We start from the raw sequence: 24,256 nt of genomic DNA, 5'->3' as shown, positions 1-24,256 counted from the left end.
GCAGTGATGTCGCCCTGGCGCCGGTGGCCGACACGGCACACGCAGCAGAGCCCTGGAGAGCTCGCACGCGGCCCACCGCCGCAGCGTGTCCCGACGCACGCAGAAGCGCCCGGCGCCGCCGTGGCGGCACCGGGCGCTTCGCAGAGGTGCGCGGGAGAGATCGGCGCGCGGCGGGATGACCGCCGCGCCCGCTCTCAGCCGGCCGTCACTCGTCGGTGAAGGTCATCTTCAGTCCGCCCAGCAGGGCGGCGACGATGTTGTAGAGGAACGCGAGGAGCGTGCCGAGCGCCGTGATGATGACGATGTCGACGACGGCGGCGATGGTCGCGTAGCTGATCATCTTGGAGAACTTGAAGTACTCCATGAAGGGCAGCGGCTTGTCGTTGTTGAGGTCGCGGCCGATCTCGTCGATCTTGTCCCAGATGCCGATGACCTCGACGAGGTTCCACAGCACGGCCACGGCGACCACGGTCGCGATGCCCACGGCGATCGCGATCAGGAACGACATCTTCATGACGGAGAAGGGGTCGATCCGCGAGAGCGTGAGGCGGATGCGGCGGGGGCCGCCGGAGCGCGTGGGCGCCTTGGCCGTCGCCTTCGCCGGGGAGCGGCTCGCGCCCTTGTTCGCACCGGTCGCACTGCCGGTCCCGCGAGGGTTCGCGCTCGACGCGGAGGTCGCGGAGCCCGTGCGCTGGGCACCGGTCCGCTGCGCGGAGGTGGTGCCGGCGTTCTTCGCGCCACCGTTCTTCGCGCCGCCGGTCCTCGAGCCGCCGGCGCCGTTCGCGGAGCCCGCGGAGCTCGCGGTCGTCGACGAGCCGGTCGACGTGCCCTTCGAGGAGGTCCTCGAGGAGCCCTTCGCGGGCCCTTCAGCGTCGTCGGTCGGTGTGAACGTGACCGTGGGCGCGCCCTCCGTGCCGCCGGCGCCGCCCGGGCGGCCGGGCGTCGAACCGTTCTTGCTGCTTGCCACGGGTCACTCCTCCGATGAGACGTCGCCGGTGGACGCGTCGTCGCTCGACGCGTCGTCGGACGCACCCGAGCCTAGAGCATCTGCGTCCGCATCCTCGGCAGACGCGTCGGGCGCCTGCCCCGCGGGATCGACCACGGGATCGGCCGACGACGCGGCCGACGGATCCTCCGCGCCGTCCTCCGGATCGGCCTCGTCGAGGTCGACGTCGGACTCGGCGCTCACGGCGACCAGCACGATGTGGTCGTTCTTGCCGGGCTTGGCGAAGACGACGCCCATGGTGGTGCGGCCCTTGACGGGGATCTCGGCGACGCGCGAGCGCACCACCTTGCCCTTCTCCATCACGACCAGCAGCTCGTCGCCCTCCTCGACGACGGCTGCGCCCACCAGGTGGCCGCGGTCGTCGGGCAGCTTGGCGACGCGGATGCCGAGGCCGCCGCGGCCCTGGACCCGGTACTCCTCGATGTCCGAGCGCTTGGCGAAGCCTCCGTCGGTCACGGTCACCACGTAGGTGCCGGGGCGCACCACGTCCATCGCGAGCAGCTCGTCGTCGTGGCGGAACTTCATGCCGGTGACGCCGCTGGTGGCGCGGCCCATCGGGCGCAGCACGTCGTCCGAGGCGGGCATGCGCACGCTCTGGCCGTTGCGGGAGACCAGCAGCAGCTGGTCGTCGCCGTCGACCACGCGGGCGGCCACGAGCTCGTCGGGCTGGGGGCCGTCGGCCGTCTCCATCTCGCGCAGGTTCACGGCGATGATGCCGCCCGTGCGGGACGAGTCGAACTGGGTGAGCGCGGTCTTCTTCACGAGGCCGTGGCGGGTGGCGAGCACCAGGTACTCGGCGTCCTCGTAGCTGGAGATCGCGAGCACGGAGGCGATGTGCTCGTCCGGCTGGAAGGCCAGCAGGTTCGCCACGTGCTGGCCCTTGGCGTCGCGCGGGGCCTCGGGGATCTCGTAGCCCTTGGCGCGGTAGACGCGGCCGGCGTCGGTGAAGAACAGCAGCCACTGGTGGGTGGTCGTGGTGAAGAAGTGCTGGACCACGTCGTCGTCCCGCAGGCTGGCACCGCGCACGCCCTTGCCGCCGCGCTTCTGGGCGCGGTACTGGTCGGTGCGGGTGCGCTTGACGTAGCCGCCCTTGGTGATGGTGACGACCACGTCCTCCTCGGGGATGAGGTCCTCCATCGACATGTCGCCGTCGAAGGGCAGGATCTCGGTCCGACGGTCGTCGCCGTACTTCTCGACGACGCCCGCGAGCTCCTCGGAGACGATGTCGCGCTGGCGCTGCGGGGAGGCGAGGATCGCCTTGTACTCCTCGATGAGGGCCTGCAGGCGGTCGTGCTCCTCGATGATCTTCTGGCGCTCCAGGGCGGCCAGGCGGCGCAGCTGCATCGAGAGGATCGCGTTCGCCTGGATCTCGTCGATCTCGAGCAGCTCCATGAGGCCGGTGCGGGCCTCGTCGGCATCCGGGGAGCGGCGGATCAGCGCGATGACCTCGTCGAGCGCGTCGAGCGCCTTGAGGTAGCCGCGGTAGATGTGGATCTGCTCCTCGGCACGGTCCAGGCGGTACTGGGTGCGGCGCACGATGACGTCGAGCTGGTGCTTCGTCCACTCGCGCACGAAGGAGTCGACGGACAGGGTGCGCGGCACCCCGTTCACGAGCGCGAGCATGTTCGCGCTGAAGTTCTCCTGCAGCTGCGTGTGCTTGTACAGGTTGTTCAGCACGACCTTGGCGACGGCGTCGCGCTTGAGCGTGAGCACGAGGCGCTGGCCCGTGCGGCCCGAGGTCTCGTCGTTGATGTCGGCGATGCCCTGGAGCCTGCCGAGCTTCACGAGCTCGGCGATCTTGCGGGCGAGCGAATCGGGGTTGACCTGGTACGGGAGCTCGGTGACGACGAGCGCCATCCGCCCCCGGACCTCCTCGGTGGAGACCACGGCGCGCTGGGTGATGGAGCCGCGACCGGTGCGGTACGCGTCCTGGATGCCGCGGGTGCCCACGATGGTCGCGCCCGAGGGGAAGTCGGGGCCCTTGATGCGGGCGAGGCACGCGTCCAGCAGCTCCTCCTTCGTCGCCTCGGGATTCTGCAGCAGCCACTGGACGGCCTCGGAGACCTCGCGCAGGTTGTGCGGCGGGATGTTCGTGGCCATGCCCACGGCGATGCCTGCGGAGCCGTTGCACAGCAGGTTCGGGAAGCGCGCCGGCAGGATCGTCGGCTCCTCGAGGGTGCCGTCGTAGTTGTCCTGCATGTCGACGGTGTTCTCGTTGATGTCGCGCACCAGCTCGAGGGCCAGCGGCGCCATCTTGCACTCCGTGTACCGCGAGGCGGCTGCGCCGTCGTCGCCGGCCGAGCCGAAGTTGCCCTGGCCCAGGATCAGCGGGTAGCGCATGTTCCAGGGCTGCACGAGGCGCACCATGGCGTCGTAGATCGCGGAGTCGCCGTGGGGGTGGTAGCCGCCCATGACCTCGCCGACGACCTTCGCGCACTTGGAGAAGGAGCGGTCGGGGCGGTAGCCACCGTCGTACATCGCGTAGACGATGCGGCGGTGCACGGGCTTGAGGCCGTCGCGCACGTCCGGGAGGGCGCGGTCCACGATGACGCTCATCGCGTAGTCGAGGAAGGAGCGCTGCATCTCCTGGTTCAGGTCGACCTGGGTGATGAGGTCGCCCTCGCCCTCGTCGAGCGGGTCCACCAGGGTGATCACACGCTCGGAGGCCTCGCCGACCTCGATCTGGGTGCCGCCGGCGTCGGGACCGTCGGGGCCGACGGGCGCGCCCGAGCCGGTCGCGTCGTCGGAGGGGTCGGGGACGTCGCCCGCGCCCTCGGCGCCGGTCGGGGTGTGCTGGTCCTCGGGGCCGCCCGGGGTGCCGGGGTTCTCGGGGGTGTCGGAATCGTCGTTCATCAGCTGGCGCCTTTCGTTCAGGGCCTGTCAGTGCGGGTCGTCTGGGAGGTGCGGGGCGGGCTCGCTCTCGATCAGATGTCGAGGAAGCGCACGTCCTTCGCGTTCTCCTGGATGAAGCGGCGGCGCGACTCGACGTCGTCGCCCATGAGCACGGAGAACACCGCGTCGGCATCGGCCGCCTCGTCGACGGTGACCTGCTTGAGGGTGCGCGAGGCGCGGTCCATCGTGGTGGTCTGCAGCTCCTGCCAGTCCATCTCGCCCAGGCCCTTGTAGCGCTGGATGCCGTTGTCCTTGGGGATCCGCTTGCCGGAGGCGCGGCCCTCGGCGAGGCGCGCATCGCGCTCGTCGTCGCTGAACACGTAGTCGTGCGGGGCGTTGGACCACTTCAGGCGGTACAGCGGCGGCATCGCGATGAACACGTGGCCGAGCTCGATGAGCGGGCGCATGTAGCGGAACAGCAGCGTCAGCAGCAGGGTGCAGATGTGCTGGCCGTCGACGTCGGCGTCGGCCATCAGGATGATCTTGTGGTACCGCAGCTTGGTGGCGTCGAAGTCCTCGCCGATGCCGGTGCCGAAGGCGGTGATCAGCGAGCGCACCTCCTGGTTGTCCAGGGCGCGGTCCAGGCGCGCCTTCTCGACGTTCAGGATCTTGCCGCGGATCGGGAGGATCGCCTGCGTGCGCGGGTCGCGGCCCTGCACGGCGGAGCCGCCGGCGGAGTCGCCCTCGACGATGAACACCTCGCACTCGGCGGGGTTGCGGGACTGGCAGTCCTTGAGCTTGCCGGGCATGCCGCCGCTCTCGAGCGGGGACTTGCGGCGGGTCGCGTCGCGCGCCTTGCGGGCGGCCTCGCGGGCCAGCGCGGCGCTCTGGGCCTTGCGCACGATGTCGCGGGCCTCGCCCGGGTGGGACTCGAACCAGTCGCCGACCTTCTCGGTCATCACCTTGGAGACGAAGGTGCGGGCGATGGTGTTGCCGAGCTTCGTCTTGGTCTGGCCCTCGAACTGGGGCTCGCCGAGCTTCACGGAGACGACCGCGGTGAGGCCCTCGCGGATGTCCTCGCCGGTAAGGTTCGGGTCCTTGTCCTTGATGAGGCCCTGCGCCTTGGCGTAGCGGTTGACCACGCCGGTCAGCGCGGAGCGGAAGCCCTCCTCGTGGGTGCCGCCCTCGTGCGTGTTGATGGTGTTGGCGTAGGTGTGGACCGACTCGGAGTAGGCGGTCGTCCACTGCATCGCGATCTCCACGGAGATCATGACCTCGGTGTCCTCGGCCTCGATGTCGATGATCTCGGGGTGAACGATGTCGGCCCGCTTGACCGAGTTGATGTAGGCGACGAAGTCGCGCAGGCCGTTCTCGTAGCGGTACGTGACGGTGCGGGGCTTCTTCGGGTCGGTGCCCTCGGCGGCGTCCTCGGCCTCGCGCGCGACGTCGACGGCCTGGTCGTCGTCCTCCTCGACGTCCTCCGGGCGCTCGTCGGTCAGCGAGATCCGCAGCCCCTTGTTGAGGAAGGCCATCTGCTGGAAGCGCTTGCGCAGCGTCTCGAAGTCGTAGTCGACGGTGTCGAAGATGTCGGCATCGGCCCAGAAGGTGATCGTGGTGCCGGTCTCCCCGGTCTCCTCGCCCTCGACGAGATCGGTCGACGGCACGCCCCGCAGGTAGGTCTGACGGTGCACGTGGCCCTCGCGGCGCACCTCGACGTCGAGCTGGGTGGACAGGGCGTTCACGACGGAGGAGCCCACGCCGTGGAGACCGCCGGAGACCGCGTACCCGCCGCCGCCGAACTTGCCGCCCGCGTGTAGCTGGGTGAGCACGAGCTCGACGGTGGGCTTGCCCTCGGTGGGGTGCATGCCGACGGGGATGCCGCGGGCGTGGTCGACGACCCGCACTCCGCCGTCGGCCAGCAGCGTGACCTCGATGGTCTCGCCGTAGCCGGCCATCGCCTCGTCCACCGAGTTGTCGACGATCTCCTGGACCATGTGGTGCAGGCCGCGCTCACCGGTGGACCCGATGTACATGCCGGGGCGCTTGCGGACCGCGTCCAGGCCCTTGAGGACGGTGATGTCGGAGGCGCCGTAGTTCCCTCCGGCGACCTCGGCCGCGAGCTGATGCTCGGTCTCCTCCGACATCTGCTCGTCGGGATTCTCGGCTGCCATCGCGCTGTCGCTCACGTCGGGGTTCGCTCCTCGGGTCTCGGTGCACACCGGGGGCAGGATCGTTCCGCCGACGGGTGCCGTGCTCGCCGGCCGACGGCATCGCCGACCGCAGACGGCGCACCGATCTCCCCACGGCGCGAGTCCGTGCGATGACCTGGGGCGACCCGGAGCGAGCGGCCGCAGCCGACGTCTCCTGATCCGCGGCCGTGGATGCTTCCGGCCGAACCTCTTCATTCTAGCGGATTCGAGGCCACGATTCACGCCGTGCGGCACGAAAATGGGGACAGATCGCCCCCGGAAGTGCCTCCAGGAGGCTCTGCGACGCCTCTCGGAGTGATCCGGGGTGGTGGAGATGAGGGCCGGTACGTCCGGCGGGCCGCTGACGCGTCTGGAGGGCGTCTGGTGCTTCGGCACCGGCGCCGCCCGACGCCTTCCGCGCCGTCGTCGTCCGAGGCATTCCCCTCAACGGCAGCGCTCAGGGGCGGCCCTCGCGCTCCCAGCGCCTACGGACCATCGGCAGGAGACGATCGCGGCTGCGCCGACGGTGCTCGCCCAGGGTCGGCAGCGAAGGATCGACGTCCCATCGGGAGGCGTCGACGAAGAAGCCGAGGATCCCTGCGAGAACGTCGGTCGCATCGGATCTCGGCGCCCCATGTCGGTCCATGAGCGCGTCGATCCGGGCGTCGACGTCCAGCGCCCCATCGGCGTCGTCCACCGAGGCGAACAGCTGCAGGGCGTCCGCGACGCGGCTCCCCCGGCCGGCCCACGCCCAGTCCACGATCACGACGGAGCCGTCGCTCCGCACCAGCAGGTTGTCCGCCCGCAGGTCGGTGTGGCACAACGTGTCCCCGTCCAGCGAGGCGATCCCGTCGGTCCCAGCCGTGGCGAGGTCTCCGATGCGCGCACGGATCCAGGGATCGAGATCCGCAGGGGGATCGGCGTGAACCCGCTCGAATCCTCGCAGGTCCTCCCCGATTTGGTCGGGAACGGACGGAGCACTCGGGAGAGGTGAAGGAGTCGCCTCCCGCTGCAGAACGTCCAGGGTCTCGAGGACCGCGTCGAGCATCGACGGTGCCCATGGCAGAGTCGGGAGCGAGCCGTCGACGGCCTCGATCATGAGCACGAACCAGGGGCCCTCGCTGAACGAGGCGATCAGCCGTGCTGCGGGAACCGCGGGCGGCATGTGCTCGAGGTTCCCGGCTTCCTGGAGGTTCAGCCGCATCGATCCCGCGTTGGTCCGTGCCGTCACCGCCTTCACGAAGGCCGTGCGTCCATTGCGGGCGGTGACGACCTCGGCGGTGCTCGGGGAGAAGCCGCCGTGAGCGCTCCGGTGGGCGTGGACCGGTGCGCCGAGCACGTCCGCCACTCGGGCATGCACGCGCTCGGGGAGGTCGTCCCAGGTCAGACGGTGAGTCGTGGGCTCGGTCATGGCTCTCCTCCCGGTGGCCGGCGATTCGATGATCCCGGGGCTCGGGCGAGGTCTCCACCGGTTTTCGGGGGGCGCACGTCCCTGACCACCGGAGTTCGCTGGTCCGTGGGCGCCTCAGCCGTAGGTGTCGCGGGGGCCGCGCCAGGTGACGGTGCGTCGGCCTCGCTTCCAGGAGCGCTCGGCCGCCGCGGGCCCGGTCACGCGCAGCTCGGAGACGACGTGCGCGCCCACGTGCTCCTCGATGGTGGAGATCAGGCGCGGGGTGAGCATGCGCATCTGCGTGGCCCAGGCGGAGGAGCTCGCCGAGACCACGAGGACGCCCTCGTCGAGCGAGACGGGGGTGCAGTGCTCGGCGACGCTCGGCCCCACGATCTCGTCCCACTCCTCCAGGACGCGCCCGGAGTTCATGCCCTCGGTCCAGCCCAGGTCGCCCAGGACCCGCCGCATCACGGCCTCGAGCCCCTGCGGGTCACGGGCGTCGGGGCGGGAGCCCGAGTACCCGGGCGTGCTGCGCCTGCGGCGCTCGTGGAGGCCCTGCGTCTTCGCGGAGATCGGGAACAGGCCGCGATCCCGAGCGGCGGCCCGGGAGCGGTTCACGGTGCGCCGGGCGAGCTCGAAGGAGTCGTCGCTGCGGGGCAGCTCGGGAGGGTCGACGGGCTCCTCGTCGACGCGATCCGTATCGACGGGCGTCTGGTCGGCGGATCTGATCGCCGGCTCTTCCGCCGGTTGCCCGGCTGATCGCTCCGCCGCCCCCTTCGCCGGCGAGGCCGCGCCGTCCCGACGTGCACGTGCGCGCCGACCCCCGCTGCCGGCGAGGGCCTGGCGCCGCTCCTCCTGGGCAGCCCGTTCGCGCCAGGTGCCCAGGTCGTACGGGTTCGGCACGCCGCCCGACGCGGGAGTCACCAGCTGCCCCCGCCGCCGTGGTGGAGACTTCCCTCGCGCACTCGGGCCTCGCCGAGCTGCACGTCGACCACATGGATCTCGCCCTCGAGGGAGTCGGGGATGTCGGAGTCGTTGGCCGTGGTGATGAGCACCTGGGAGGCGCCGGTGACGATGCGGCCCAGGCGCTCACGACGACTCGTGTCGAGCTCGCTGAAGACGTCGTCGAGAACGAGGATCGGCTCACCGTCACCCAGATCACCCTCCTCCAGGCGCAGCAGGTCGTAGGAGCCCAGGCGCAGCGCGAGGGCGAGGGACCAGGATTCGCCGTGGCTCGCGTACCCCTTGGCGGGGAAGCCGTGCAGACGGATCTCGAGGTCGTCGCGATGGGGTCCGACGAGCGTCACGCCCCGGTCGACCTCGTCGTCGCGCTTGGCGACGGCCTCGGCGAGCAGGGCGTCCTCGAGCTCCTTGGTGCTGGGCAGCGCGCCGTCGGGCACGGCGAGCGTGTCGAGCACGCTCGAGCGGTAGGAGATGTCGGCCGGGGAGTCGATGCTGCCCCGCTGGTCGGGCGGCAGGTCGAGGGAGGACTCGGCGCCGGCGTCGCTCGCCACGCGCAGGTAGGAGTAGCCGACGTGGGGGCGCAGCCGGTTCACGAGGTGCACGCGGGCGCGCAGCAGCTCGGCGCCCAAGCGGGCGAGCTGCTGGTCCCAGACCTCGAGGGTCGAGACCGCCGCCTCCTCGGGATCGAGACCTCCCACGGAGCGGCCGGCCCCGCCGCGGCGCATGGTGCGCATCTGCTTGAGCAGGCCCGTGCGCTGCTTGACCACGCGATCGTAGTCGGCCTTCACGCCCGCGAAGCGCGGGGCGATCAGGAAGAGCAGCTCGTCGAGGAATCGCCGTCGGCCCTCGGGATCGGCCTTGACCAGACCCAGGTCCTCGGGGGCGAAGAGCACGGCGCGCACCTCGCCGAGCAAATCCCGCAGGCGGTTCAGGGCGGCGCCCTGCACCCGCGCCCGGTTCGACTTGCCCGGGGTGATCTGGAGATCGACCCGCAGGTCACGGCCGGCGCGCACGAAGGCGGCACGGATGATCGCGGTCGATTCCCCGCGCCGCACCAGGGCGGCGTCGTGCGGGACGCGGTGGCTCGAGAGTGTCGCGAGGTACCAGAGCGATTCGACGATGTTCGTCTTGCCCTGCCCGTTGGGGCCGACGAAGACGGTCACGCCCGGGGCGAAGGGCAGCTCGAGATGCTCGTAGGAGCGGAAGTCGAGGAGATCCAGGGAGGTCAGATGCACGGGGACATCACCCCGCCCCCTCAGATCCGCATCGGCATGATCAGGTACTTGTACTCGCCGGAGGCATCGCCCTCGAGGGACTCCTGGCCGCTCATGACGGAGGGCTTGATGGAGTCGGTGAAGGTGAGCTTCGCGAAGTCCTCGCCGAGGGCGCCGAGGCCGTCGAGCAGGAAGCCGGAGTTGAAGCCGACGACGAGCTCCTCGCCGTCGAGCTGGGCCTCGAGGGACTCGGAGGCCTGGGCGTCGTCGCCGGCGCCGGCCTCGAGCGTCACGTTGCCCTCGGTGAAGGAGAAGCGCACGGGCGTGTTGCGCTCGGCGACCAGAGAGACGCGCTTGACCGCGTCGATGAGCGGAGCGGTAGCGACCACGGCCGTGATCGGGGTCGAGCTCGGGAACAGGCGGCGCACCGGCGGGTAGTCGCCGTCCACGAGGGTCGAGGTGGTGCGGCGGCCGCCGGCCTCGAAGCCGATGAGGTTCGCCGAGGAGTCGTCCGAGATCGCAATGTCGACGCTGCCGCCGGTCGCGAGGGAGCGGGCCACCTCCTGCAGGGTGCGGGCGCGCACCAGGGCGGTGATCTCGAGGTCGGGCCGCGAGGGGCGCCAGGTGATCTCGCTCATCGCCAGGCGGTAGCGGTCGGTCGCCATCAGCGTCATCTTCTCGCCGACGATCTCGACGCGCACGCCGGTCAGCAGCGGGAGGGTGTCGTCCTTGGAGGCGGCGACGGTGACCTGGGAGATCGCCTCGGCGAACACGTCGGCCTGGACGGTGCCCGCGACCGGGGGCATCTCCGGGAGCTGCGGGTACTCGTCGACGGGGAGGGTCGCCAGGGAGAAGGCGGCGCTGCCGCAGCGCACCTCGACCTTGGTGCCGACCAGCTCGATCGAGACGTCCTTGTTGGGCAGGGAGCGGACGATGTCCGAGAGCATGCGGCCCTGGACCAGGACCTCGCCCGGGTCCTCGACCTCGGCGGGAAGGGTGATCTGCGCGCTGACCTCGTAGTCGAAGGTCGACAGCAGCAGCTCGCCGGTGCTCTGGGCGACGACGCGCACGCCCTGCAGGATCGGCATCGCGGGCCGGACGGGGAGCGTACGGGTCGCCCAGGTGACGGCGTCGCCGAGGACGCCGCGGTCGAGGTGGAACTTCACCGTTGCCACTCCTTCGCAGGGGGTCGAGGTCGGTGCCGGGTTCCCGGCAGATCAGGTGCGGGGTGTCGAGCTGCCGGGGTGCCGGCTCTCGGCGGGAATCGCCCCGGGGACGGATCCCTCGGGGCGCGGTCGTCAGCGTAGCCGCTCGGAGGCACTTCTCGCGACACACCGAATCACACGCTTGACATTCACTGCCTCGAAGCTCCGGGGCCCCAGGCCGACGGACGCAGCCCTCGCACCCCGACTTCTCCACATCCTCAGCGGAACAAGAACAGGATTCCTCTTCTTCACGGCTGTTGATGTCGTGGAGAACTCACGTCGTCGCAGGTCACAGCGCATGATGCGGTCGTGCATGCAGCGTTGACGACGTCCACCTCGATGTGGGTGCTCTGTGCACATCTGTCCGATACGGGCCGTGGAACCACAAGAATCCATGCACATCGACCCCTGCGGGAACGCTCGATGCTCCACATTGTCCACAGAGTTGTTCACACTGGGGACGACGTCGGCCCGACCGTCCCTGTGATCCATGGTCTGTCGCACGGTGTGTCAGGGCCGGTGGCGCCTCGACCGCCCGCGCCCGACGATCGGGCCTCAGGCGTTCTTGGAGCTCGAGTTCTTGATGCGCGCCGTCAGCTCGGTCACCTGGTTGAAGATCGCCCGACGCTCCTTCATGAGCTCCGAGATCTTCTTGTTGGCATGCATGACGGTGGTGTGGTCGCGGCCGCCGAACTCCTCGCCGATGCGGATCAGCGGCATGTCCGTGAGCTCGCGGCACAGGTACATGGCGATCTGACGCGCGGTGACGAGCACGCGGGTGCGGGCGCCGCCGGTGATCTGGTCGACCGTGAGGCCGAAGTAGGAGGCGGTCTGCGCGATGATCGTCGCGGCCGTGACCTCGGCGCCGTCGTCATGCGCGAGGAGGTCCTTCAGGACGCTCTCGGCGAGGGAGACGTCCATCGGCTGCCGGGACAGGGAATGCAGCGCCTGGACACGGATCAGGGCGCCCTCGAGCTCGCGGATGTTCGTGGAGATCCTCGAGGCGATGTACTCCAGGACGTCGCGGGGGACCTCCTGGGTGCCCTCCATCTCGACCTTCTTGCGCAGGATCGCGATGCGGGTCTCGAGGTCCGGCGGCTGCACGTCCGTCATCAGACCCATCTCGAAGCGCGAGCGCATGCGGTCCTCGAAGCCGCCCAGCTGCTTCGGGGGCAGATCGGAGGTGATGACGATCTGCTTGTCGGCGTTGTGCAGCGTGTTGAACGTATGGAAGAAGGCCTCCATCGTCTCCGGCGCGCGCTGCAGGAACTGGATGTCGTCGATGAGCAGGATGTCGATGTCGCGGTAGCGGCGATGGAACTCCTGCGCCTTGCCGAACTGGCCGGACTGCACGGAGTTGATGAAGTCGTTGGTGAACTCCTCGGAGTTCACGTAGCGCACCTCGATGCCCGGGTACAGCGACTGCGCGTAGTGGCCCACCGCGTGCAGCAGGTGGGTCTTGCCCAGTCCCGAGCCGCCGTAGATGAAGAGCGGGTTGTAGGCGCGAGCGGGGGCCTCGGCGACCGCGGAGGCGGCGGCCTGCGCGAAGCGGTTGGACGAGCCGATGACGAAGGTGTCGAAGGTGTACTTCGCGTTCAGGCGCGAGTCCGAGCCCAGCGTCGACTCCTCGTCGCCGGGCGGGGCGGCATCCGTGGGCCGACGGGTCTCGTCGACCCGTTGCGTCCTCTCCGAGCGGCGGGCATCGTCCTCGTGGGCGAACCACTCGGCATCCTCGCGTCGGCTCCGAGCGTCGGACGACGGGCCCGCCGTCCCCTTTCCCGATCCGGTCTCCGTCGGCGCCTCCGCGGGGAAGCGATCGGCGCCGAACGGTCGGCGGGCACCGGCGCCGCCCGCCGGAGCGGGGTCCGGGGAGGGGACGGACGACGGGGAGGACGGCAGCGGGGACGGGGCGGAGGCGGTGCTCCGAGCACCTGCGGAGCCGCCCTGGGCGTCCGCTCCGTCCACGTTGTCCACATCGGTGTCCACAGCCCCGGTGGACGGCGCGCGGTCGGCGGCTGCCGTGCCGCGAGGAGATTCGTCGTCGTCCTCGAAGAGGGACTCGTCGACGGTGACGGCGAAGCGGGTCTCCCGCCCCGTGGCCTCGGACAGCGCCTCCTTCAGGGCGCCGGCGATGCGCTGCTCGAAGAGGTCCTTCGCCCAGGTGGAAGGGGCTGCGACCAGTGCGGTGTCCGCGACGATGGCCATCAGCCGGGAGAGGGTCAGGAAGGCCATGGCGCGCTCGGTGACGGTCTCGTACCGACGCAGGATCCGAAGGGTCTCGTCCCAGGTCGCGTCGTAGTCGACGGCTGTCTCGTCCATGCTGCTCTCCGTACGGGCTCAGGGTTGTCCACCCAGTTTTCCACAGTCTCGGAGCGCCTGGGGACGCTCCGGGGGTGAGCATGCGCATCGCCGGGAGGAATCGTTCGCGGGCTCGTCACCGGAGGGTCGCCGGGACGCGGCAGGATCCCTCGCGACGGGTGAGAATCGCACCACAATCGGGCTGACCAGCGTCGCGTCCGTTGACCCCCCGTGTGCCCGAGCCTAGGATCGTGCAGTCGTCGCTGTGCCGCCCCCTGGGTCGGCGGAGTCGCACGGAACCGGGCCCCACGTCGGCCCCGGACACCGGAAGCGCCCGCCCCCGTGATCGCGCAGCGGCCCCAGAGCCACCGCGAGAGGCACGCCCCTGTGCCGCGATCGAGGAGAACCGATGACCAAGCGTACGTTCCAGCCGAACAACCGCCGCCGCGCCCGCAAGCACGGCTTCCGCGCCCGCATGCGCACCCGCGCCGGCCGCGCCATCATCAACGCGCGCCGTTCGAAGGGCCGCTCCGAGCTCTCGGCCTGAGCCTCGGCTCGACCGGTGATCTCGGAGGCAGGGCCATGAGCTGGTCCCGCCACCGGTTGCACACGGCGCAGCAGTTCCGCACGGCCACCCGCCGAGGAGCCCGCGCCGCACGATCCCACGTGGTCGCCCACCTGGTCCTCCGCACGGAGGAGCCCCAGGAGGCCCGCGTGGGATTCGTCGTCTCCACGAAGGTGGGCAACTCGGTGGTGCGCCATCGGGTATCCCGCCGTCTGCGGGAGATCGTGCGCAGCCACCTGACCGAGATCCCGGAGCGCTCCGACCTGGTGCTGCGCACCCTCCCCGGGGTGCAGGACGTGCCCTTCGCGGATCTCGAGGAGCAGGTGACCGGCGCGATCGCGAGCGCCCGCCGCAAGCTCGAGAAGCGCTCGGCGCAGCGGTCCGCGGAGAGCACCGCACCCGGGACGCCGACAGCGGCGGTCGCGCCATGATGCCGCTCGCGGCGCTCCCGCGCCGGGTGCTCATGCTCCCGATCCGCGCCTACCAGGTGGGGATCTCGCCCTACACGCCGCCGGCGTGCCGCTTCGACCCCGTGTGCTCGCAGTACGGCATGGACGCCCTGCGCAGGCACGGAGCCGTCAAGGGACTGCTGCTGACCGCCTGGCGGATCGTGCGCTGCAACCCCTTCACCCGGGGCGGGATCGATCCCGTGCCGGCACCCGGGATGTGGACGAACCCACGTCCCGGCCATCGCTCGCGAGGGCGGCGCCCAGCCCGATAGGGCCTACCCTTGTCCGAGACCCCGACCCGCAGCCGTCACACCGCATGAACTACATGCGCCTACGGACGGCAGGAAGATCAGGCCGATGCCCAACATCCTCTATCCCATCGAGTGGGCCGTCGCATGGATCATGGTGCTGTTCCACCGGTTCCTCGACCTCTTCATGGACGGCAGCTCCGGCTGGACCTGGCTGCTGTCCATCGTGGGACTCACGATCGTCGTCCGCACCCTGATCACGCCGCTGTTCATCCGGCAGATCCGGTCCTCGCGCGCCATGCAGGCGGTCTCGCCGCAGCTCAAGGCCGTGCAGAAGAAGTACAAGGGCAAGACCGACCAGGCGTCCCGGCAGGCGATGAGCGAGGAGACCATGGCCATCTACCGGGAGGCCGGGGCGAACCCGCTCTCCTCGTGCCTGCCGCTCGTGCTGCAGATGCCGATCTTCTTCGCCTTGTTCCGCGTGCTGTTCTACAAGCTCAAGGACGCGGCGAACGGCGAGGCCTTCGGCCCCCTGACGCATGATCTGGCCTCCAACGCCTACCACGCGACCCTCTTCGGCCACGTCACCATCGCGGACAGCTTCCTGAACTCCGGCGCGGGCGGCATCGGCACCAAGATCGTCGCGGGCGTCATCATCGCGCTGATGTGTCTGGGCAACTTCATCACCCAGAAGGAGCTGACGATGCGGAACATGCCGCCGTCGGCCCTCGAGGGCCCGATGGCGAGCACCCAGAAGATGATGATCTACATGCTCCCGTTCATCTACGTGATCACGGGACCGGGCCTGCCGATCGGCGTGCTCACCTACATGCTGACCACCACCGTCTGGACCATGGCGCAGCAGGCGATCGTGGTCTACACGTACCCGACGCCCGGCTCTCCCGCCGAGTCCTCGCACCAGAAGCGCATCAACGCCAAGCGCGAGAAGAACGGCCTCGAGCCCCTCGACTTCACGCCCAAGAAGCCCGTGGTCGTCGACGACGACGCCCCGATCCGGGTGCAGCCCAAGGCCAACAAGGGCGGGAAGAAGATGACCGACGCCGAGCGCCTCGAGGCGGCTCGCGAGGCACGCCGCAAGGCCCAGGAGGAGCGGCGCGCGCGCAACCAGGACGGTGGCGAGAAGTCCTCCGACCAGTCCGGCAAGAAGCCGTCCAACGCCCTGAACAAGGGCAAGAAGCGCAAGCGCTGAGTCGTTCCCCGCACGATCCCGCAGGGGCGGAGCGCCCCGCCCCTGCGGATCCGATGCACGGCCCACGGCCTCACCCATCCCCTGAGGAGAACACCATGACCGAACCCAGCACCTCCGACGACGCCGTCGAGACGTCCGAGACCCCCGCCAGCGCACCGGCCGCCGATTCCGGCGTCGACACCGGCGACGCACTCGAGACCGGCGGCGCTCCCGAGAACGGCGACGCACTCGAGGCCCCCGCCGAGACCGCGGCTCCGGCTGAGACCGCGGCTCCGGCTGAGACCGCGGCTCCCGCCGCCGAGGCCCCGGCCTCTGCGAGCGACGATGAGAGCGCCTCTCCGGACGCCGAGGAGCAGCAGGCCGACGAGGACTCCGACGAGGAGGGGCCGGCCGCGCCCCGCGATCCGGCCGAGCGCGTCCGCGAGCTCGAGGAGGAGGGCGACATCGCCGCCGACTACCTCGAGGAGCTGCTCGACATCGCCGATCTCGACGGCGACATCGACATCGACGTGGACGGGGACCGCGCGTCGGTCGAGATCCGCGGCGCCGACCGCCTCGCGAAGCTCAACGGCTCGCGCGGCGAGCTGCTCGATGCCCTGCAGGAGCTGGCCCGCCTCGCCGTGCAGTCCCGCACCGGCAACCGCTCGCGCCTCATGCTCGACATCGGCGGCTTCCGCGCGCAGCGCAAGGACGACCTCGAGCACCTCGCCGAGGACGCCGTCGCGACCGCTCGGGAGAACGGCCGTCCGGTGCCGCTGCGGCCGATGAACCCCTTCGAGCGCAAGGTCGTCCACGACGTCGCCAAGCAGGCAGGCCTGCGCTCCGAGTCCGACGGGGACGGCAAGGACCGTCACGTCGTCATCTACCCGGCGTCCTGATGGGCGCCGGTCCCGTCGGCCCCGAGGGCGCTGGTCGCAGCGGCGCCTCGGCCCCGGCGCTGCCCGAGCATCTGCGGCCCGTCGCCGAGCGCCTGCTGGGTGACCGGCTGGGCCCGGCCGAGCGGTTCGTCGGCATGCTCGCTACGGACGGCCTCGAGCGCGGCCTCATCGGCCCGCGCGAGGTGGACAGGCTCTGGGAGCGCCATCTGATCAACTGCGCGCTGCTCGTGGACGCGATCGACGAGGGAACGCGCACGCTGGCCGACGTCGGCTCCGGAGCGGGACTTCCCGGTGTGGTCCTCGCGATCGCCCGACCCGACCTGCGGATCACCCTGATCGAGACCATGCAGCGCCGTGCGAGCTGGCTCGAGGAGGTCGCCGAGGAGCTGGGCCTCGAGGTCGAGGTGGTCCGCGCCCGGGCGGAGGATCTGCACGGCCGACGGAGCTTCGACGCGGTGACGGCACGGGCCGTCGCGGCCCTCGAGAAGCTCGCGAAGTGGACCCTGCCGCTCGTCGCCCCCGACGGGGAGCTGCTGGCGCTCAAGGGGAGCTCCGCGGCCGAGGAGATCGAGAGCGCGCAGAAGGTGCTGCGTCGCCTGGGCGGCGTCGATCCCCAGCTGCTGGAGCTCGGAGTGGGAGAGGTCGAGGTTCCCACTACAGTGGTCAGGGTGCGCCGTGCCCCGCAGGGCGGGAGCGCGAGCACTGCACGGACGAGGAAGGGAGAGGCACGTGGCTGAGAGCCGCAGCCGTTCCACCGGTCCCACCGGGAGCATGGACGACACCCCTCTCATGCGTCAGCTCGCCCGGGACCATGCCCGTCGACGGGAATTGGAGGGACTCGTGTTCGACGCTCCCGAGAGCACGCGCGTGATCACGGTGGCCAACCAGAAGGGCGGGGTGGGCAAGACGTCCACGACCGTGAACCTCGCGGCCGCCCTGGCCATGGGCGGGCTGAAGGTCCTGGTCATCGACATGGACCCGCAGGGCAACGCGTCGACGGCGCTGGGCGTGGACCACCAGTCCGAGGTCGCGAGCATGTACGACGTCCTCGTGGAGTCGACCCCTCTGGACGACGTCGTGCAGGAGGTCGACGAGGTCGAGGGCATGCTGTGCGCCCCGGCCACCATCGATCTCTCGGGCGCCGAGATCGAGCTGGTCTCGATGGTCGCGCGCGAGAACCGTCTGCGCGGCTCGATCCGCGACTACCTCGCCGCTCGCGAGTCCTCCGGGCGCGAGCGCCTGGACTACGTGCTCATCGACTGCCCGCCGAGCCTGGGCCTGCTGACCGTGAACTCGCTGGTCGCCGCCCGCGAGGTGCTCATCCCGATCCAGGCCGAGTACTACGCCCTCGAGGGCCTCACGCTGCTGCTGAAGAACATCGACCTGCTGCGTCAGCACCTGAACCCCGAGCTCGTGGTCTCCTCGATCCTGCTGACGATGTACGACGCCCGCACCCGCCTCGCGGCGCAGGTCGCGGAGGACGTCCGCACGCACTTCCCGGATCAGACCTTCGGGACGACGATCCCGCGCTCCGTGAGGATCTCGGAGGCGCCGAGCTACGGCCAGACCGTGCTGTCGTACGATCCCACGAGCAGCGGCGCGCTCGCCTATCGGGCGGCCGCGCACGAGCTCACCACACGAAGCGTCCCCTGACCTGCAGCGGGACGTCGCACAACACCCTGAACCCATGAACGGCTCGAGAGGCGAGGACGCCCCGGAGGCCCGCACGATCACTGAGCAGTGAGGACGGACATGACGCAGAAGCGAGGACTCGGACGCGGTCTGGGTGCGCTGATCCCCGGGGGGTCCACGCCTCCCGCCGAGCAGCCTCTGCGCACGCGCAGCCATCCGCGCACGTCCGCCGAGCCCGGGGAGAGCGGTGCGTCCACCCGCCCCGTCGACATGTTCTTCTCCGGCGAGCCGACGGAGGGGCAGTCCTCCGAGCGCGCCCGCGCCGCCCGTGGGGACATCGCGGGCGACATGGCGCGCGATGCCCGTGAGCGCCGCGCCGCCTCCCGCACCACCCGTTCCTCCCGCGCCCGCGGGGGTGTTGCCGCCCGCAGCGTGGCCTCCCCCTCGGAGGCGCCGGTGCAGGACGCCCCTGCCGGCACGGCCGCCGCCGATGCGTCGACCGAGCCGGTGAAGGCCGAGGAGCCCGCCGCGAAGAGGACCGCTTCCACGAAGACCTCGGCGAAGAAGCCCGCGGCGAAGAAGTCCGATCCCAAGAAGCCTGCCGCGAAGAAGTCCACGGCGTCGAAGGGCGCGGCCGCGACCTCGTCCTCGAAGAGCTCCTCGTCGAAGTCCTCTTCCGCGGAGTCCTCGTCCTCGAAGGACGCCGAGTCCTCCTCTCGATCCTCTGCGGCAGCGGCGAAGCCGGCGTCCGACGCGTCGGCGGCGCGCTCCAAGGGGTCCACGAAGTCCACGCGTTCCACGGCGCCGGCGAAGCGTGCTGGCGCTTCCGCCGAGGCGCCTGCTGCGGGCGCCGCCTCCGCGGACGCTGCCGTTTCGGGCACTGATGAACCGACTCGGGAGGACAGTCCGGTCGTGGACGTCGATCCCGGCCACCGGTTCTCCGCGCGCGAGGACATGGAAGAGCACTCGTCACCGCGGGAAGCACCGACGGTCGAACCCTCCGACACGGTCTCCAGCGTCGATGACGCCCACGAGGCGGACAGCGCGGCGGACGACACCCCGGCGGACGCCGACGCGGATGACCAGAGGGGCCTCATGCCGGTCCCCGGCGCCGAGTTCGCGGAGATCCCGATCCACGAGGTCCGGGAGAACCCCCGGAATCCCCGGACGGACTTCGACGATGATCAGCTCGACGAGCTCGCTTTCTCGCTGCGCGAGGTCGGTGTGCTGCAGCCCGTCGTGGTGCGGCCCATCCCCGTCACCGATGACGGCGAGTCCTTCGAGCTCGTCATGGGTGAGCGGCGCTGGCGTGCCGCCCGTAGGGCCGGGCTGGCGACGATCCCCGCGATCATCCGTGCCACCAGTGATGACGACCTGCTGCGGGACGCCCTGCTGGAGAACCTCCATCGGTCCCAGCTGAACCCCCTGGAGGAGGCAGCGGCCTACCAGCAGCTCCTCGAGGACTTCGGCTGCACGCAGGACGAGCTCGCCGATCGCATCGGACGCTCCCGGCCCCAGATCTCGAACACTCTGCGCCTGATGCGCCTTCCGGCCCTCGTGCAGCGGCGCCTGGCCAGTGGCGCGCTCTCGGCGGGCCATGCGCGTGCTCTCCTCGCGATCGATGATCCTCGCCTCCAGGAGGAGCTCGCGCAGCGTGTGGTCGCGGACGGGCTCTCCGTGCGAGAGACCGAGCGCCTCGCTTCCCGCGGGACGGAGCCGGCGGCGAACCGCCCCGCTCCCCGGCGCACGAGCTACAACCCCCGCGTGGTGGACCTGACCAGTCGGCTCTCGAACCGTCTGGAGGCTCCCGTGAAGATCGATGTGGGCAAGCGCAAGGGTCGCATCACGATGGAGTTCTCGAACCTGGACGATCTCGAGCGGCTCGCAGCGAAGATCGGCCTGGACCTCGGTGAGGCATTCGGCTCGCAGGAGAGCTGAGCGCGACCGCGCCTGAGCCTGAGCCGCGACACAGCCCTCCCCGCTTGAAGCGGGGAGGGCTTCTTCGTATCGGTGCAGATGTCCAGATCGACCAACAGAGCGGCTGGGTGATGGGGATGATGTGCTCGATGTTCCGGGCCGGCAGGTGGGACGTGCGGTTGCGCCGTTCGTCGTACGTACTGGGCCAGGTCGGCTGACCTTGCCCTCGCTCTCTCTCGAGATGGGTTGAGGCTCGCCATAGGCCATGATCCTAGAGGTCCGCAGCGTAAAAAGGTAGCACGGTACAGTAATACAAAAGCTACTCACGCGCTATTACGTGTGGCGAGCGCCATCCCTGGTCGTCCCGATGGTGGTTTCCACATGTGTGGACTCGGCTGTGGAGAGTCGACTGCACGGTGTGCCTCGTGGGTTCACCCGGCCTCGGGAGGGTGTTCCACGTGGAACGTGAGGGCTGCTTGGTGACCTAAGGCCCCCGGAAAGTGCACTGCTAATGGGCATTATGGGACGACGAGGAAGCCCTTCTGGTGACGCATTCGAAGCCCCGCGCTCTTACGCGGTGCGTGCGCTGCGAGAGAGTTTCCCGTGAAACCGCGTCACGCACGGGCACCTGCGTTTCTGCCGGAGCGCCCTTTCATCTCATTCCCTCTTTGATCTGGGGGCGACTAGGGCAGCCGTTGAGGTAAAAGCCAGGTTTCACGTGGAACGAGCGTTGCTTGTAGGGCTTGCGTTCGCATCCCAGCGGGGCCCGCAATGGGTCGTTCCATGTGAAACATTCCCGTCGGGAGCTGAGGCGCGGCCGTGGCAGCGTGTGGAGACTCGCTACTCCACCGGCATCGGGCCCGAAATCTCCTGCGCTCTGTGCCGCTCCGATGGATGTGGGGATCTAGCAGCGCTCCCGCATGCGGACGTGGACATCCCCGGTACGTTCAACGTGAAACTTGGCCCGCTGGGCAGAGCAAACGTACTCGTGATTCGGGACGAGCCCACGTGTCGTAGTAGCAGCTCGAGTTTCACGTGGAACGCGCCGCTGCAATGTGCAGAGGAGATTGTTGCCCGATTGCAGGTGACCGCCCTCTTCACGTAAGGCTTGTTGTTCCACGTGGAACGAACGTTGTCCTGCCGCGGCGCACGGCTCTCCAGTCGGGGCGCAGTCACCGCCCTGTGTGGTCAGCGCTCGCCGACATTGTCGAGCGCAGTCCGATGCAGCTCCACCGGCGCCAGAGTGCCGTGTCGGGGATGTTGCATCTATCGGAAGGGCCCCGGAGTACGCGATCAACGACCGTTTCCCGTGAAACGCCGCCCTGGGCTAAGGGTTGATGGGGGTTGCTGCGATCCTGGGCGATGTCACGAACGGGACGACATCGCCGACGCGGTGTTCCACGTGGAACGAGTGCTGGACGTAGGAAACATGCTGAGTGGCTTTCCCACACTCTTTCTAGGGACGCGCTGCAGCGGGATTACTCGGTGTTCCACGTGCAACGAAGGGGAAATGGGCGACTGACCTGCGTGTTTGTCTTCGCGCCACCCGCTCGACGTGTGGATGCAAGCCTCTCGCGAGTGTCGCATGGAGCTCGCGAGTGCGGTGGCCACATTGACTATATGCTCGGGGCGCGCACGAGCCCTTCGCGCGAACGAGGTCTTGAACGACATGGTGGCCATGCTTCACGTGAAACACCGGGCCTCCATCGCGGGATGCACGATGCAGTGCCCGTGTGGATGAGGTTCCACGTGCGAAGAGACGTCGCGCGTACAGATTGGGTGAGGGTGTGGACGGGCGCCATTGCCATGGCCGGTGGGCTCGGGCCTTCGGGTACGACACTGTGACCGCGACGGATCTCGGCACGAATGATATGAGACGACCGCGCACGTCCAGTGCGCCGTTCGGGTTTCGCGTGAAACCCGATCCCGTGCGCCCCACGGGCGCTGCCGATGGACCAACGCGGTGGCACGAATGAATGACGGCCCGCGGCGGGGGGGGCAGCGACCATGGGTTTCGCGTGGACATGCACAGTGTGCACGAGGATGTGGAAAAGGTGTTGCTGCGTGCGCACTCCGGTGGACACACGGGTGGACAAGCGAGGGCGGCGTAATGCGAGCTGAGTCACACAGTGTCACGTGTGGCAATAAAGGTCCTGGTCAGAAACCGAGCGCGTGTCCCCCGTCGAGCGGAGAGCGAAGGCGGATCACGCGCGAACGTGGAGCACAATGTGGATAACTCTGTGGAGAAGCGGCCAGGTAGCTGTGGACAACGGTGTGGAGATGTGTGGACCCAAGCATCAGTCTCGGTATCGGTCCTCGTGGGAACGGCGTGGCGATGCACCAGTCCCAGAACGGCGACATGTGGCGATCTGGGAGCGTCGACCCTGCAGGATCGTGAAACGCGCACTCTCGGGCCCATTCAACGCCGCGAGGCGAATCGGTCTCCGAGACTGCATCCATGATTCTCGCCTGGAGCACGCTTCGGAGACATGGCGTCACATCTTCTGCGCCATCGACGGCCTCGTCGCCCAGATGCTGCCGCTCGGCGCCGCCCTTCCCGATTCCAGAGTGTCAGCGTCGGTCTTCGGTGGCTCGGGCCGCGGCTCCAGGAGCGTGAGACGCGTCCGGCTCGTCCACGAGAGCGAGGATCTCGAGTTTCGGTACAGCCCCGATGCGACGCCCGGCTTCCCGCCAGGCTCCCTCGAGCACGAGACCGTGCCCTTCCAGACTCTCCCCCGCGAGCGTGGTGCCGGGGACACCATCTTCCTCCGGAGCGTGCGGCAGGAGCTGGACGTGTGGATCCGGTTCTCCGTCTCGGCCCTCGGGGCGGAGAAGGATCCAGGTGGGGAGATGATCCACCGCCAGACGTGAGAGAACAGGAGCGCCCGGATCACCATCTGGTGCAGTGACCCCATGATCGGCCTCGGCCTCGGCCTCGTCCCCGGCATCGTCGCCGGCCCCGGAAGCATGGACGTATGCATCGACGTCGGCGCGGCTCGCCGGCGCCGAGTCAGCGTCGAGGACCAGGGGAAGGATCCGGTCACCCCACCGGCGCTGCAGCTCCTGGAGCAGAGTGCGCGCGGGCCGGCAGGGCAGACACCACGAGGCCGTCACCAGGATGATGACGGCCTCGGGGTGCAGCGTGCGGGCCTCAGGCCTCGCGGGCACCGGCGGCCGCGAGCTGCTCGGGCTCGTCGTCCTGCAGGGCGAGCCAGCGCTCGGCATCCAGGGCCGCCTGGCATCCGCTGCCGGCGGCCGTGATGGCCTGGCGGTAGGTGTGGTCCACGACGTCGCCGGCGGCGAAGACGCCCTCCACGGAGGTGTGCGTCGAGCGGCCCTGGACCACGATGTAGCCCTGCTCGTCGAGCTCCACCTTGTCGCGGAACAGCGCGGAGCGGGGCTCGTGGCCGATCGCCTCGAACACGGCGGAGGTCGGCAGGGTGCGCTCCTCCCCGGTCTCGGTGTCCTTGACCGTCACGGACTCGACCTGCTCCTGGCCGTTGATGCCGACGACCTGCGCGTTCCACGCGAAGTCGAGCTTCGGATCGTTCTCGGCCCGTCGGGCCATGATCTTCGAGGCGCGCAGGGCATCACGTCGGTGCACGAGGGTCACCTTCGTGGCGTAGCGGGTGAGGAACGTGGCCTCCTCGACTGCGCTGTCGCCACCGCCGACGACCACGATCTCCTTGTCCTTGAAGAAGAAGCCGTCGCAGGTCGCGCACCAGCTGACGCCCTTGCCGGAGAGGCGCTTCTCGTCCTCGATGCCGAGCTCGCGGTACGCCGAGCCCGTCGCGATGATCAGCGAACGACCCCGGTAGACGGTGCCGTCCTCCAGGGTGACCGTCTTGACCGGGCCCTCGAGCTGCACGTCGATCGCGTCCTCGAAGAGGATCTCCGCGCCGAAGCGCTCGGCCTGCTCCTGCATGGTCCCCATCAGCTCGGGGCCCATGATGCCGGTCGCGAAGCCCGGGTAGTTCTCGACATCGGTCGTGGTCATGAGGGCGCCGCCCGCGTCGAGCGCACCCGCGATGACCACGGGGCGCATCTCGGCGCGCGCAGCGTAGATCGCCGCGGTGTAGCCCGCGGGGCCGGAGCCGACGATGAGGACCTCGTGGATGGTGTCGTCGGCCGAGGAGCCGTCGGTCGCAGCGGCGGCCGGGGCCGTCGTCGCCGCGGCGGGCGTGGTGGATCCGGCGCCGCCGAGGATGTTGAGGGCCTGGATGGGCTGGGTCATGGATGGGTCCTTCCGATGTGGAGCAG

General features: G+C 69.7%; 19 protein-coding genes. 9 read left to right on the top strand and 10 right to left on the bottom strand.

Features of this window, described 5'->3' with window-relative positions; all coding sequences use genetic code 11:
- Window positions 1-205: 205 nt before the first annotated feature.
- The 8 genes from I8D64_RS17775 to dnaA form a co-directional block, all read right to left on the bottom strand.
- Window positions 206-967, bottom strand: coding sequence for a DUF3566 domain-containing protein (locus I8D64_RS17775; RefSeq protein ID WP_200501993.1), 762 nt, complete (start codon window positions 965-967; stop codon window positions 206-208).
- A 3-nt stretch (window positions 968-970) separates the two neighbouring features.
- Window positions 971-3,859, bottom strand: coding sequence for a DNA gyrase subunit A (gyrA, locus tag I8D64_RS08190; RefSeq protein WP_200501992.1), 2,889 nt, complete (start codon window positions 3,857-3,859; stop codon window positions 971-973).
- Window positions 3,860-3,930: 71 nt separating this feature from the next.
- Complete coding sequence (gene gyrB, locus I8D64_RS08185) at window positions 3,931-5,982, bottom strand: DNA topoisomerase (ATP-hydrolyzing) subunit B (protein WP_200502088.1); 2,052 nt, start codon at window positions 5,980-5,982, stop codon at window positions 3,931-3,933.
- A gap of 502 nt (window positions 5,983-6,484) precedes the next feature.
- On the bottom strand, window positions 6,485-7,438 hold the full coding sequence (locus I8D64_RS08180; protein ID WP_200501991.1) for a phosphotransferase: 954 nt from the start codon (window positions 7,436-7,438) through the stop codon (window positions 6,485-6,487).
- A gap of 114 nt (window positions 7,439-7,552) precedes the next feature.
- Window positions 7,553-8,341, bottom strand: a complete 789-nt coding sequence (locus I8D64_RS08175; RefSeq protein WP_343068486.1) for a DciA family protein — start codon at window positions 8,339-8,341, stop codon at window positions 7,553-7,555.
- Window positions 8,338-9,615, bottom strand: coding sequence for a DNA replication/repair protein RecF (recF, locus tag I8D64_RS08170; protein WP_200501990.1), 1,278 nt, complete (start codon window positions 9,613-9,615; stop codon window positions 8,338-8,340). The genes I8D64_RS08175 and recF overlap by 4 nt, the downstream gene beginning before the upstream one ends.
- Before the next feature lie 20 nt (window positions 9,616-9,635).
- Window positions 9,636-10,760: a DNA polymerase III subunit beta gene (gene dnaN, locus I8D64_RS08165; protein ID WP_200501989.1), complete on the bottom strand. Its 1,125-nt coding sequence runs from the start codon at window positions 10,758-10,760 to the stop codon at window positions 9,636-9,638.
- 594 nt (window positions 10,761-11,354) lie between these two features.
- Window positions 11,355-13,118, bottom strand: coding sequence for a chromosomal replication initiator protein DnaA (gene dnaA, locus I8D64_RS08160; RefSeq protein WP_200501988.1), 1,764 nt, complete (start codon window positions 13,116-13,118; stop codon window positions 11,355-11,357).
- Window positions 13,119-13,506: 388 nt separating this feature from the next.
- Between dnaA and rpmH the strand changes: the two genes are divergently transcribed.
- The 7 genes from rpmH (at window position 13,507) to I8D64_RS08125 (ending at window position 18,100) form a co-directional block, all read left to right on the top strand.
- A complete protein-coding gene (gene rpmH / locus I8D64_RS08155; RefSeq protein WP_152353963.1) occupies window positions 13,507-13,644 on the top strand; it encodes a 50S ribosomal protein L34 in 138 nt (45 codons plus the stop codon).
- 35 nt (window positions 13,645-13,679) lie between these two features.
- Window positions 13,680-14,093, top strand: coding sequence for a ribonuclease P protein component (gene rnpA, locus I8D64_RS08150; RefSeq protein ID WP_200501987.1), 414 nt, complete (start codon window positions 13,680-13,682; stop codon window positions 14,091-14,093).
- Window positions 14,090-14,383 (top strand): membrane protein insertion efficiency factor YidD, encoded by a 294-nt coding sequence (gene yidD / locus I8D64_RS08145; RefSeq protein WP_200501986.1) that lies wholly within the window; start codon window positions 14,090-14,092, stop codon window positions 14,381-14,383. Before rnpA ends, yidD begins: the two co-directional genes overlap by 4 nt.
- Window positions 14,384-14,468: 85 nt before the next feature.
- Complete coding sequence (gene yidC / locus I8D64_RS08140) at window positions 14,469-15,569, top strand: membrane protein insertase YidC (RefSeq protein ID WP_200501985.1); 1,101 nt, start codon at window positions 14,469-14,471, stop codon at window positions 15,567-15,569.
- A gap of 95 nt (window positions 15,570-15,664) precedes the next feature.
- Window positions 15,665-16,447, top strand: coding sequence for a Jag family protein (locus I8D64_RS08135; protein WP_200501984.1), 783 nt, complete (start codon window positions 15,665-15,667; stop codon window positions 16,445-16,447).
- Entirely contained in the window at window positions 16,447-17,184 is a 738-nt protein-coding gene (gene rsmG / locus I8D64_RS08130) for a 16S rRNA (guanine(527)-N(7))-methyltransferase RsmG (RefSeq protein ID WP_200501983.1), read from the top strand. Before I8D64_RS08135 ends, rsmG begins: the two co-directional genes overlap by 1 nt.
- Before the next feature lie 34 nt (window positions 17,185-17,218).
- Window positions 17,219-18,100 carry a ParA family protein gene (locus I8D64_RS08125; protein ID WP_228359649.1) on the top strand — a complete coding sequence of 294 codons (882 nt, stop codon included), beginning with the start codon at window positions 17,219-17,221 and terminating at the stop codon, window positions 18,098-18,100.
- 77 nt (window positions 18,101-18,177) lie between these two features.
- Here the strand turns inward: I8D64_RS08125 and I8D64_RS17295 are convergent, their stop codons facing one another.
- Entirely contained in the window at window positions 18,178-18,879 is a 702-nt protein-coding gene (locus I8D64_RS17295) for a hypothetical protein (RefSeq protein WP_246482849.1), read from the bottom strand.
- A 112-nt stretch (window positions 18,880-18,991) separates the two neighbouring features.
- Between I8D64_RS17295 and I8D64_RS17290 the strand changes: the two genes are divergently transcribed.
- The gene (locus I8D64_RS17290; RefSeq protein WP_343068485.1) at window positions 18,992-20,017 is read left to right on the top strand and encodes a ParB/RepB/Spo0J family partition protein; all 1,026 of its coding nucleotides are present in this window, start codon (window positions 18,992-18,994) and stop codon (window positions 20,015-20,017) included.
- Between the two features lie 2,373 nt (window positions 20,018-22,390).
- Complete coding sequence (locus I8D64_RS08115; protein WP_200501981.1) at window positions 22,391-22,867, top strand: hypothetical protein; 477 nt, start codon at window positions 22,391-22,393, stop codon at window positions 22,865-22,867.
- 280 nt (window positions 22,868-23,147) lie between these two features.
- On the opposite strand, the gene trxB is transcribed toward I8D64_RS08115, so the two are convergent.
- Window positions 23,148-24,230: a thioredoxin-disulfide reductase gene (gene trxB / locus I8D64_RS08110; protein ID WP_200501980.1), complete on the bottom strand. Its 1,083-nt coding sequence runs from the start codon at window positions 24,228-24,230 to the stop codon at window positions 23,148-23,150.
- Between the last annotated feature and the right edge of the window lie 26 nt (window positions 24,231-24,256).

This window comes from Brachybacterium halotolerans, assembly GCF_016623465.1.
GTDB lineage: Bacteria > Actinomycetota > Actinomycetes > Actinomycetales > Dermabacteraceae > Brachybacterium > Brachybacterium halotolerans.
Note: the sequence above shows the minus strand (reverse complement) of the source record. Positions and strands in the feature narration are given on the sequence as shown.